Origin of the sequence: Bacillus paramycoides, assembly GCF_001884235.1 — a bacterium.
Classification (GTDB): domain Bacteria; phylum Bacillota; class Bacilli; order Bacillales; family Bacillaceae_G; genus Bacillus_A; species Bacillus_A paramycoides.
On the sequence record NZ_MAOI01000142.1, the window covers coordinates 1 to 11,146 of the forward strand.

Below are 11,146 nucleotides of genomic sequence, written 5' to 3' on the forward strand. Positions count from 1 at the left end.
GACTACTTTCGAAATTCGGTACATAGTTAATATGTAAATGCGGATTTGCTTCATCATCATGTAAAACCATGTTATAAACCGCTAGGTTTGGATTTCGCTCTTGAAACACTTCAGCATAACGCTTCAGTGCTTCTTTTTTAGCTTCCCTATACTTTGGGTCGTCTTTACCTTCCCCAATCGCTACAACCAATTCTCGTTGCTCATGTGTCTTATCGTCTTTATGTATTTTGTTATAATAGTCATCAATCTTACGGTCATTCCGTTTTTGTTTCTCGTTATACTTGTCCACTGCTTCTTGAAAGACATCTTTGTATACACTTCGGATGTCCTTTTGAACAAAGAAAATATTCTCATCTAATCTGGCTGGATCTATGCCAGGATTCCCATGAATGTTTTCTCTGTTATTATGGCTTAATGAACTTTGGTGAGATTGATTAAACGAGATAGAACCCAACATAAAATGCCACCACTTTCCCTAGATTAATTGATACCATAAGTCTAGCAAAGCGACGAAATGGAGTCAATTAAAGTAACCCTATACGTATTTTGACGCTTTCGCATCAAAATCGATAGGGGTCTGCGACGCTTTTCGGCTTTGCCGAGCCACATTTCACGTGGCAAAAACAAAACCTTGGGCTTTGCCCAAACCCACTGGGGAACTCTTCCCCAGACCCCATTATTCGAACTCCCCAACCCCTCAATCCTTGAGGGGCTCCCTCGCCGGTTGGCAAGAACAAACAGTAGTTTGTTCAATGCCAAGAGGGTTCGGGTGTAGTCCAGTTGGTCAAGTCAAATACTCCCTTCGCTTCGCTAGGTCCGTTTTGATTGACCAACACATGCAACGACGTCTATTAATCGTCTTAGCTTTCCCCTCGTTTTCCCACTGCATATTCATATAATCCGCTCATTAAACCCTTTATCTATCTTTAATAAGGAAAAGAGGCTGCAATTATTTCACAGCCTCTTTTCCTTAAATATTTGTTGTAATGATAAAAAATAAGATATAGTAAGCAATAAAAGGAAGAACGAAATTTTCAATCCCTTCGTCATAGGTATAAAGAGTATTAGAATAATAATAGCTATTGGTAAGATTTCTTTATACTGTTTTTTTAAATTTTTTCTATGATCCAATGCGTAGTCTTCAATATATATGGTAATTATGCCTAATAGAAAAAATAGTGTAGATAAGATTGAGTCTCCGTCATTAAAAGTCAAGATAGCTAAACCAATTGACCAACATAAGTATCTTATTGTTGTAAATAAAATTCTCCTTTTAATGTTCATATATACTCCTCTATTTGATTATTTTTACTAATTCTAATGCAAAAAGAAGAGATTTTATGACATTTCTAGATCCTCTGTATTTTTCAACGCATATAAAATTAACAAAAACCTCTTTCGGAAACGAAAGTAAACTTTTGAATATTAGTTTACATTCATTCCCCCTTAAACATTGACTTCTCACCGAATCTCCTGATATCCTCAATTTATATAATAAAAGTATACATTCAAAACACTATACATAAAGAGTTTAGAAATCTATGAATAAAAAAAGATGTAGCCATGTTGCAAAATATACTTAATCACAGCACACCACAAATTACACTCAAATACATTGGAATCAATAAAGAAGAGAAAGACAATATTCTAGATGCATTTTATATTTGATATAATAAAATCTATATGTATCAATTTACAAAAGGGGATAATATAACATGAATCATAATATTGAAACTCAACATACAAATGAAATAAAAGAACAAAAGATTTATATAGAAAAGTTAGAAAAAGAAATTCAAATTTTAAAAGAAAATAGAAATACAAAAAAAAAATACGAATTTAAAATAGGTGGTAATATAGGATTAATAATTATTATCTGTTTAATAGTAATAATATATAAAATCAACTAAAAAAAAGAGCAAATACTTGCTCTTTTTTTACTTTGAAATAATTTATAAATTATTGTCTTTCAAATTGCTGTTTAATAACTTTTTGATAATACTCATGATCACTTAATAACTCATCATGAGTTCCAAAACCTGTGATTCTACCATCCTCTAATACAATAATTTGATCAGCATCTACAATAGTAGACAATCTATGTGCTATTACAAAAGTTGTTTGTTTATGAATTAATGTATTTATAGCCTTTTGTACTTGTTTTTCTGAATCAGAATCTAGATTTGCTGTAGCCTCATCTAATAACAGAAAATCAGCATCACGCATTAAAGCTCTAGCTATAGCAATACGTTGTTTTTGTCCACCTGAAAGTTGATTACCTCTTTCTCCTACCTCCGTATTATAACCATCCGATAAATCAACAATAAATTCATGTGCATTTGCAAATGTTGCAATTTCTATCAATTTATCATCTGTAACCTTATCATTTTTTCCATATAAAATATTATCTCTAATTGTACCTGAAAAAATTGGAGTATCTTGCGAAACATAACTAAATTTCTGTCTCCATTCTTCTACATGTATATTTTTATAAGATACGTCATCTAATAAAATATTTCCATTAGTTGGATCATAAAATCTTTCTATTAACGAGAATACCGTACTTTTTCCAGAACCACTTGGTCCAACTAGTGCTGTTAGAGATCCTTTCTTAATTTTAAATGAAATATCTTCAATAACATTCTCTTTTTCATCATATCTAAAAGAAACATTTTTAAACTCTAATTGTGTTGGAGATTCAATACATGTTTTAGTAACAACTTGAACTTCCTCTTCTTCTTCTAAAATATCAAATAATCTTTTCATAGATCCTTTTGCCTCTTGAAAACTCGTTAAAAAATGATTCATTTGAATAAAAGGAGACATAATTTGAAACAAATACAATAAAAATGCTACTAACTCACCAGAACTAATAAGACCTTGATCTACCCTCCAGGCACCAAAACCTATTACACCAATTAAAACTAAAGTAGTAAATGTCCCTAAAACTGGAGTTAATATAGAATTAATTTTAGCCCTCTTTATTCCATTCTTATAAAGAAACTCAAAATGTTTTTTGCCATTTTCCGCTTCTTTCAATTCAGTATTATAAGATTTCACAAGCTTTATTTCAGAAAGAGTCTGTGATAAATAAGCCGTCAACTGAGACATTTTATTTTGTTCTTGAAAAGAAAGATCATATACCTTCTCTCCCAAAGGAATTACAATAAAAAGGGTTATCGGTACTACTAAAATCAAAACCAATGTCATTGGAACATCTAACGTAAACAAAATAATTAAAGAAAGTATTAATGTTATACAACTCGTGATTAAATCAACAATTTCAGATGAAATAATATTCACTATTGCAGTAGTATCACTAGTTATTCTACTTACCATCTCACCAGATTTATTATCGTTATAATATTTTACAGGTAATTTTAAAAACTTCTCCCAAAGTTTATCACGCAAGTTTTTCACTATTTCTTCCCCTACTTTAGATAGTAAATAAAGAGAAAAAGCTGAAAAAATTATTTCCAAAATTAATAAAATAGCAATTTGACTTATTAAACCAAAAGATATACCTTTCGAAAGTTCATCCATTATATCTTTTATTAATAAAGGTATTATCAATGAAATTACACTTGAAACAATAGATAATACTAACCCTGAGATAAAATGAATTTTAGAAGGATTAGTTATCTTCCACATTTTCTTAATTGAAAAATTATTTTCCTCTTCCATATTCTGATTACTCCTTTAAATTGCTTAATTTAAATACTATTTGAACAGAACAATATAATTCTTGTAAACACAAAATACCATTTTATCATTATAGAGCGAAATACGGAACAAATATAGAAATTTATAGTTTTATTTCAATTTTTTTCTTTTTTTGTAATAAAAAAGAAAAAAACCATTTAAATATACAACATTATATGTTAATATTTAAAAAGTTAGTTTTACATTTCAAAAAGTAAATATAAAACTATGTATAATATTTAAAAAGGGGTGTTATAAATGGGGATCGCTATTAAAATCGGTGTTAAAGTTGTTGTTAAAATTATCAAGAAAAAATAATTAGTAAGAAAAGCAACAATGATTATTGTTGCTTTTTTTTATTACTTATAACTTATTTTCATGCCGAAAAAAGACAATTAATAAAGAATTGCCTTCTTTTAACACAATTATAAAATATAAAAATTTAACGATTATCCAAAAAAATAATAGAATTACTTAGTAAACTATTATTTCTTTTTACCGGCACCTTTTTGATAATTTTAATACCAATATTAATACCTACGCTCTAATGATATTTTAATGAATCAATACCAATATATTACCATATTAAAACCACATTTCAACATTTTTATGAAAAAAATACCATTTAATCACATAAAAACAACAAAAAACAACATAAAAACAATAAAAAATACTAAAGAACAAGGTATGTTTATAGCAAGGGAATGCTTGTAGACTGATCTATACTGCATTTCCTTATTGTATGTATGCCATATGCTATATTTCTATTCTTCTTTTTCCGACATTAGAACCCTACATAAAATACCGACCAAATTTACTTTTTAAACAAACCGAAAAAACCTTTCCGTTTTTGTTTCTGATTTTGCGCCTGCATATCTCTAATATTTTCAAGCAATAACTGATCTCGCTTCTCTAGCTTCTTCTCTATAAAAACTTCTAATTCACTGTTTTTACCTTCTACTTCAGTTAACTTTTTCTCCGTATTCGCTAAATGCTCTTTTGTCGTAACCAATTCATTCGTAATTTCTTGCAATTTTTGAACGAGTACTTGATTAAATTGATTTTGTAACTGTTGATTTTCTAATACTTCATTCAATTTCTTTTCTAATTCTGATTTTTCTTCTTTTGAAACAAACGAATCCAGTTCTCCGTTTCGCCATGCCCGAACTTGATCGTAAGACCATTTTTGCGCCTGTATTTTTTCTTTTATTGCTTTTAATTCTTCTATATTTTCTTTCGAGTATCTGCGATGCCCTCCCTGACTTCGCTCCGTTTGTATATTAAATTCGTTTGACCATACCTTTAACAAATCGGGTGTGATCCCTAAAAGATCCGCAACAATTTTCGGTGTATGCATTTCCGATTTTAGTTCCAATTTTCATTCCTCCCCCAAAAACGAAATACGTTTTTTACTTAAAAAACACGATTAAATCAACATTCCAATCAAAATCGGAATGTACTTGCAACCGATATGAAAACCGATTTTAAAAACGATTTAATTTCGGAATACATTCCGATTTTAACACCGATATGTATTACTTCTCGATAATAACACCAAAATCTTTTTTCTATATACAAGATTTTATGCAAAAAAAGAATAGTGGGGATCCCTAGAATCTCCGCTATATCAACCATGTATAAAATCATGCATATCAATTTTACTAGAAAAGAAAAAAAGAATCCCATAAACACAAAGATTCTATCAAAGTATTTGCTACCGATAATGAGACGTTATGTCAACCAGACATGTATATAATATACATAGGATAGCGTCAGCAAATTACTTCTAAAATTTATAAAAAAAAAGACCTTTTATTTTAAATTAAAAGGTCTTTTTTTTAACTATATGTATTAAGATTTATATTTTTTGACTGTACAAGGAATAGTTACAATATATAAATCTATAGCATAGATTGTAACCCAAATACCTTTACCTTCAGCCGCTAGCTTTTCATTTAATTGTGATAAATGCTCTGAAACTTTTCTTTTACCCCATTTTCTAGGAAACCATTGAAAAACCTTAGGAACATTATGTTTTTTGTTATACCATACATTCAATCTCCAAAAAATGAAGAAAAACGAGACAATCACTACAATACAAAAAATATCAAAATATGAAACCCCTAAAATCATATAATATATTCTCCATTTTCATTAAAGCTCAGATAATTTTTTTCTTAATTCTAATTCATCCTCTGTCTCAAAACCCTTAAATAATAAATGAACAATCTGGTTATGATTAAAAAATACATTATATTCTTTTGATAAATTACCATGAGGATATGGACAAGCAACATAATCCCATAATTTATTATCAGATTGTTGTTGTTTTCTTCCATAAATCATAAGAGATTGATTAATTTCTTCTACAAAAACTACAGAACCAATAGGTAATAATTCATTTCCAATCGGTAATTTTGGTATATATACATTTTCCATACAAAGTTCCTCCTAAATAAAAATAATTGCTACTTTAAAAATAAAGACGTGATTTTATAAAAAATAAAACCAGTTAATGGCATAACTATACCGAAAATTAAAGATAGCATCATTTTCTCTTTAAATGTAGCATCTGCTCCAAACCAAAGGGCTAATAAACTAAAAGGAACAGCAATAAGACCAAAAATAATTAAAATCTTCCTAAATACCTGTAATGAAAGCAAAAACTATTCCTCCTTAATGAATACAACAATTTAACCTTTCTCTACGCCAAACTTTATTCCCAAACCAATACCAAGGCCAACACTTAATTCATTTTTCAATCCAAATTTAGCCTCTCCACCTATACTACCATAAGCCGCATCTCCACCGACGACTACTTTCCAATCAGTAAAAGGTAATGGTACTTTAACTTCTCCTTCAACCTTAGCTAAATCAGCTTTTGCACTAAAACCATAATAACCATCTTTAGCTACGACACCAAGTTCAGCATCTCCAAGTTTACCGTGCAATTTCCCATATTCATGATCTACACCAATATCATTAAATGTACCAGCAATCTTTGCCTCTCCACCTATGCCTCCACCAAATTGAGCTTTAACTTCGCCTCTTAGCACTTGTTCATGAATCGTAAAATCTCCTGCTTTAAAACCAGCATCTATCAGTGCACCTTTTGCCTCTCCACCAATTTTATCAAAAGAGGTTAAATCACCAAAAAAAGTACTAACATTTTTAGGAAGTTGTATATCTGTTTCATACTTTAACACTTGAGCAAAAGCACTACTATCTTTACCTGGATCCCCAACTACTGCACCAGATTCTTTAAAATTCAAATGATCATTTGAATTAGAATTCGTATTAACCATGCTCTTCAATTTAGAAGAAATATAATTATTATCCGTATTTTCAAACTTATCAGCAATACGCTTTAACTCATTCTCTATATTAGTTAAAGACTGAATATGAGATTCATGACCTTTATTTAACCTAGGTAAATCATTATAAAAAGATAAACTAGAAGCACCTATCCATCTCATTTGAAGATTTAAAAGTTCTCCAAGAATCCTATTATGTCGCTCATTAGATTCAGAAATCGCGTTTCTAAAAATATTCGCTTTATTCCTTAACTCTTCTGGTTTAATTTTAATTTCAGTCATCTATATCCCCCCTTATTTCAAATCATTAATAAAAATATTTAAATTCCCCATTAATATAATTGGTTAATTCTTCAAAAAAATCAAGATAAAAATAAAATTACAAATTTTTTTTCGATATAACTCCCCACTCTACAAGGATTCTATAAAAATCTTGCTACTGATAACGTGTGTTATGTAAACTAAAAATATTTAAAGAGGGACCCAAGAAGTACCCTCTTTTTTGATGTTTTTTGTTTTTACATTAATAACTGCTAGGATATCCATGATGATGGTGATGATGATATGGATTATAACCCACATGCTGGTATGGATAATAATGATGGTGATGATACGGATAATAACTTACGTGGTATGGATGATAAGGATAGTGACTTCCGTAATACGGAGATGCCCCATAAATAGGTGTTTGTCTTTCCATGTGTATGCCCTCCTCCCTATCCTCTAGAATTCTTAATTAAGATATGCGTCCAATATCTAAAAGTAAATAAGGTAAATACCCATCTGAGATAATCAAATTGTATCAAAACAAAAATCATGTTATGCAAAGACAATTTCACCTTGTCCTTGCTGCCAATAACAATAATTATGTAAATACGAAAGTCCTCCAGTTAAACAATTCGGAGGACTTTTAATAGTTTTCTAAGTTATCTTCCAAATACACTCAATCCTAAATAAATCAAACTATAACTAATTAAAGCACTTGCAAGCATCAAACCTATTTTTAATAATTTGTCTTTTATATTAGGCTTTACTTCACTTACAGGTTTTCCCTCTATAAAATCAACTATTTGACGATAAGTTTTTAAATTATGCTCTTTTTTTATGTTTTCAACTTGCTGTGATGAAAACATAAGCAAAATCGTAAGTACCAAAGGTATTATAAGACCATAATAACCAAAAAAGTAAAATACAGGTGCAATAGAAATAGGAAGTATAATCATTGATGCTAACATGATGTAACTCCACTTAAAAAAAGTTGATTTTTGAAGTTCTTCTTTCATGATCTTTACATCTCCTTTAACTAAATCATCCAGGGAGACATTAAAGAGAATACTCATCATTAGTAAATTATGAATATCTGGATAGTTTCTTTCATTTTCCCAGTTAGAAATAGATTGTCTGGAAACATGAATTTTTTCTGCTAACTCCTCTTGGGACATATTATCCCGTTTACGAAAATATTGTATCTGTCTACCAATGTTCATTTATACATCTCCCTTAAGTTTGAGGTTAAGTTAAAGGCTAATTAAAGACTACCAAATTTCTTTATAATAACGTGATTTTAAGATGTAAAAATGTTTTATCATGCTATTCACTCCTGTTTTTGGGTGTGAGTGCTGGCTGGGGGTCTGGGGGATAGCCCCCAGGAACTTAACGTAACTGAATATGGAGTAAGCTTATTATTTAAATCGATAGAACTAGCGATTCGGCGGGTATAATTGCTGATCCAAGTCGAGCAACTTAACCCCGTTTTTGGTCTGTTCGGCTTGGCGAAAGCTAAAAACCCGCCGAAAAAAGTTTTGCAAGGACATAATAAAAAAAGAAAAGCATTAGCTTTTAGGTGAGGATTAACGAACCGACTTTTTTTATTATGAGGGTGGAGATTTTTGAGCGTTGTTTGCTCAAAAATACTACCTGTTCCTTGCGGAACTTTTAGCCCTTTAATAATAGTGATAATAGAGAGCATTTACAAAAAGTATGTAAATCCCTTGATATAACTGGGTTTAATGCACTTTTTAGGGTGTCACGAAAAGGTGACACTTTTTTGTTTTTTGTCACCTTTTCGTGACACCTAAATAATGGATAAAGCACATAAAAAAAGACTGTATCAATTTGATACAGTCTAAAAAAATCTAGCTGGTAATTTTACTTTTTTACCATTTTGATCTTTAAGATTTTTCAAAGAATGTTGAAACAATCTCATCGTTAATTTATCAAGTTTCACTTCATTTTTTCTAGGTGCACAAATCATTATGTAAGGATTTACTATCCATGTTCTAGGACTTACAGTTCGACCATTTTCAATAATTTGTCCTGCACCTTCTGGATTAAGTAAAATTTCTTTTTTCTTTAATGAATTCATAACAGTTGATGTTTTTTGCCTTGATTTCCCTATCATTTCAGCAATTTCAGAAACAGTTGCCGCTCTTGGTAACTCAAAATCATCCTCAACGCTCTTTCGTTTCTTTTTAAATTTATCATCTCTACAAATAATGACATTACTTCTAAATTCCAAATAAGCTTGAATTCTAAATAAAAAACTTTCTTCTGCTTGAGTTAAATAACCAATACTATTCAATAAATCTAAATTTCTATGCATTACTTGATTGAAAGGTTCCCCAGCAAATGGATCTTTATTAGTTCCTACATAATGTTCTTCTCCAGTTAGTTCTTTTAACTGTTGTAAAAGAGATTTTTTAAGTTCTTCAGCCTCATCTCTTTGTTTTCCATCTTTCTCAAAATCTCTTTTTCTAGCATTTCTATTAGCTTGATTTAAAGCTTGTCCTAAAGTTTGTTCATTTTCATCTTTCATTATGTCAATTCCTCCTCTAATTGAGGGAAACAACAAAAATACCTATTTTTTGCTATTTGATTATGAATCAAATTATGATAATCTATAACCAGACATTTAAATTTTAGGTATTTTCATTGAATACCCTTTGAAACGAGCCATGTTCCAGCATGGCTCGTTTTTAATTTTATCACACATATCCTCTCAAAAGGTTATCAAACAAAGTTTCCCTAAAAAATTTACTAATTTTTTCAAAAAACCTTCTAACGCTCCATGTCATATCCTCTCTGACTATTCATTTCTCTCTTATATTCACGCTCAAATTGATTATTTACCCCCTTATTATCTAATTCATTTTTCACAAGCCCTCTAATCACCTCAAATTGATCTTTAAAGACTTTTTTAGTTTGTTGATATAAAACCTTTATATTTGTCTGTAAATCTCTTATATGGGCTTTTAATGAGCTTATTTCAATGTTTAACGTTCCAACTACTTTTTCTAGCTTTTTATTTTCTACTTTTAACTCTTTATTGTCTTGTGTTAAATATTCTCCAGCCAATCGTAAGCCTTCATTTTCTTGTACAAAATCTGTTTGTTTCAAACGCTCATAATCTTTTTTTATAGTAACTGCTGCATTCACTTGTTTTGTAAATTCTTGATATTGTTCCAGTGATAATACATAATTTCTTGTCTGTTTCTTCGTGATTTCAGCTTTCCCAAACATTTTATCTTGTACTTCTATTATTACTTCTCTATGCAAAAACGGAATCACAACAGGTTCATTTGGCACTTGATCCGTAGCACTATCTAATTCTTTTTGCATTTGTTCTACTCTTTTTTCTAACTCTACCTGACGCTGGCCAATTAGCTGCAGTTTTTCACTTTCACTCTCTACTTGTTGCTTTACTATTTCTAATTCTTTGTACTTATCAACGACATCACTTTCCATGCTCTTTTTCGCTACTTGTAATTGGTTTGTTTTCTCTTCAACATTTTGTAAATAATGATCAATCGTTTGTAACTGTGTTTCTTTTTCTTGTACTTGGTTTTCAATAGTTGACTTCGCTTCTGCATATTCCTTGTATTGACGGACTTTCATGTACTTATGAGAACCTACATTAGCACGTTCAAAATTCAGAATGTGCTCTTTAGCCAATTGCTCAATATAAGCCGTTTCTAATTCTCTCCAATGTGCAATTAACTTTCTTCCCGTTCCTTCTACACCTTGTTGTTGCAAGGCTCTATCCATTCCGACACGTCTCGTTAATCCTCGACTACTTTCGAAATTCGGTACATAGTTAATATGTAAATGCGGATTTGCTTCATCATCATGTA

12 protein-coding genes and 1 pseudogene are annotated in these 11,146 nt (G+C 30.3%); 2 read left to right on the forward strand and 11 right to left on the reverse strand.

Translation table 11 applies throughout. The annotated features are described in order from the left end of the window. A partial coding sequence (locus tag BAU28_RS28695) for a plasmid recombination protein (RefSeq protein WP_208610985.1) occupies positions 1 to 457 on the reverse strand: 457 nt, incomplete at its 3' end. Positions 458 to 1,551: 1,094 nt separating this feature from the next. Here BAU28_RS28695 and BAU28_RS31235 point away from each other — a divergent pair. Continuing rightward, positions 1,552 to 1,668 (forward strand): annotated as a pseudogene (locus tag BAU28_RS31235) (tyrosine-type recombinase/integrase); the annotation flags it as partial. A 47-nt stretch (positions 1,669 to 1,715) separates the two neighbouring features. Then, positions 1,716 to 1,910 (forward strand): hypothetical protein, encoded by a 195-nt coding sequence (locus BAU28_RS28715; RefSeq protein ID WP_071721394.1) that lies wholly within the window; start codon positions 1,716 to 1,718, stop codon positions 1,908 to 1,910. A 49-nt stretch (positions 1,911 to 1,959) separates the two neighbouring features. Here the strand turns inward: BAU28_RS28715 and BAU28_RS28720 are convergent, their stop codons facing one another. The 10 genes from BAU28_RS28720 to BAU28_RS28765 all read right to left on the reverse strand — a co-directional run. Continuing rightward, positions 1,960 to 3,684, reverse strand: a complete 1,725-nt coding sequence (locus BAU28_RS28720; protein WP_071721396.1) for an ABC transporter ATP-binding protein — start codon at positions 3,682 to 3,684, stop codon at positions 1,960 to 1,962. Between the two features lie 832 nt (positions 3,685 to 4,516). Next, on the reverse strand, positions 4,517 to 5,077 hold the full coding sequence (locus BAU28_RS28725; protein WP_071721398.1) for a MerR family transcriptional regulator: 561 nt from the start codon (positions 5,075 to 5,077) through the stop codon (positions 4,517 to 4,519). A gap of 476 nt (positions 5,078 to 5,553) precedes the next feature. Then, entirely contained in the window at positions 5,554 to 5,835 is a 282-nt protein-coding gene (locus tag BAU28_RS28730) for a hypothetical protein (protein ID WP_071721400.1), read from the reverse strand. A gap of 21 nt (positions 5,836 to 5,856) precedes the next feature. Beyond that, positions 5,857 to 6,141 (reverse strand): DUF4176 domain-containing protein, encoded by a 285-nt coding sequence (locus tag BAU28_RS28735; protein WP_002112675.1) that lies wholly within the window; start codon positions 6,139 to 6,141, stop codon positions 5,857 to 5,859. A gap of 29 nt (positions 6,142 to 6,170) precedes the next feature. Beyond that, positions 6,171 to 6,365 (reverse strand): hypothetical protein, encoded by a 195-nt coding sequence (locus tag BAU28_RS28740; RefSeq protein WP_002124228.1) that lies wholly within the window; start codon positions 6,363 to 6,365, stop codon positions 6,171 to 6,173. Between the two features lie 30 nt (positions 6,366 to 6,395). Then, positions 6,396 to 7,298 carry a WXG100 family type VII secretion target gene (locus BAU28_RS28745; RefSeq protein ID WP_071721402.1) on the reverse strand — a complete coding sequence of 301 codons (903 nt, stop codon included), beginning with the start codon at positions 7,296 to 7,298 and terminating at the stop codon, positions 6,396 to 6,398. 241 nt (positions 7,299 to 7,539) lie between these two features. Further along, positions 7,540 to 7,716, reverse strand: coding sequence for a hypothetical protein (locus BAU28_RS30650; RefSeq protein ID WP_165615208.1), 177 nt, complete (start codon positions 7,714 to 7,716; stop codon positions 7,540 to 7,542). A 226-nt stretch (positions 7,717 to 7,942) separates the two neighbouring features. Continuing rightward, positions 7,943 to 8,503: a helix-turn-helix domain-containing protein gene (locus tag BAU28_RS28750; protein ID WP_070141134.1), complete on the reverse strand. Its 561-nt coding sequence runs from the start codon at positions 8,501 to 8,503 to the stop codon at positions 7,943 to 7,945. 638 nt (positions 8,504 to 9,141) lie between these two features. Beyond that, on the reverse strand, positions 9,142 to 9,831 hold the full coding sequence (locus tag BAU28_RS28760; RefSeq protein ID WP_071721403.1) for a Rep protein: 690 nt from the start codon (positions 9,829 to 9,831) through the stop codon (positions 9,142 to 9,144). Between the two features lie 242 nt (positions 9,832 to 10,073). After that, a partial coding sequence (locus BAU28_RS28765) for a plasmid recombination protein (RefSeq protein WP_071721405.1) occupies positions 10,074 to 11,146 on the reverse strand: 1,073 nt, incomplete at its 5' end.

Excerpts from the sequence above, each read along its gene's own strand:
- BAU28_RS30650 (WP_165615208.1), bottom strand. The coding sequence starts at position 7,716 with ATGGAAAGACAAACACCTATTTATGGGGCATCTCCGTATTACGGAAGT.
- BAU28_RS28715 (WP_071721394.1), top strand. The coding sequence starts at position 1,716 with ATGAATCATAATATTGAAACTCAACATACAAATGAAATAAAAGAACAA.
- BAU28_RS28745 (WP_071721402.1), bottom strand. The coding sequence starts at position 7,298 with ATGACTGAAATTAAAATTAAACCAGAAGAGTTAAGGAATAAAGCGAAT.
- BAU28_RS28750 (WP_070141134.1), bottom strand. The coding sequence starts at position 8,503 with ATGAACATTGGTAGACAGATACAATATTTTCGTAAACGGGATAATATG.
- BAU28_RS28730 (WP_071721400.1), bottom strand. The coding sequence starts at position 5,835 with ATGATTTTAGGGGTTTCATATTTTGATATTTTTTGTATTGTAGTGATT.
- BAU28_RS28760 (WP_071721403.1), bottom strand. The coding sequence starts at position 9,831 with ATGAAAGATGAAAATGAACAAACTTTAGGACAAGCTTTAAATCAAGCT.
- BAU28_RS28720 (WP_071721396.1), bottom strand. The coding sequence starts at position 3,684 with ATGGAAGAGGAAAATAATTTTTCAATTAAGAAAATGTGGAAGATAACT.
- BAU28_RS28735 (WP_002112675.1), bottom strand. The coding sequence starts at position 6,141 with ATGGAAAATGTATATATACCAAAATTACCGATTGGAAATGAATTATTA.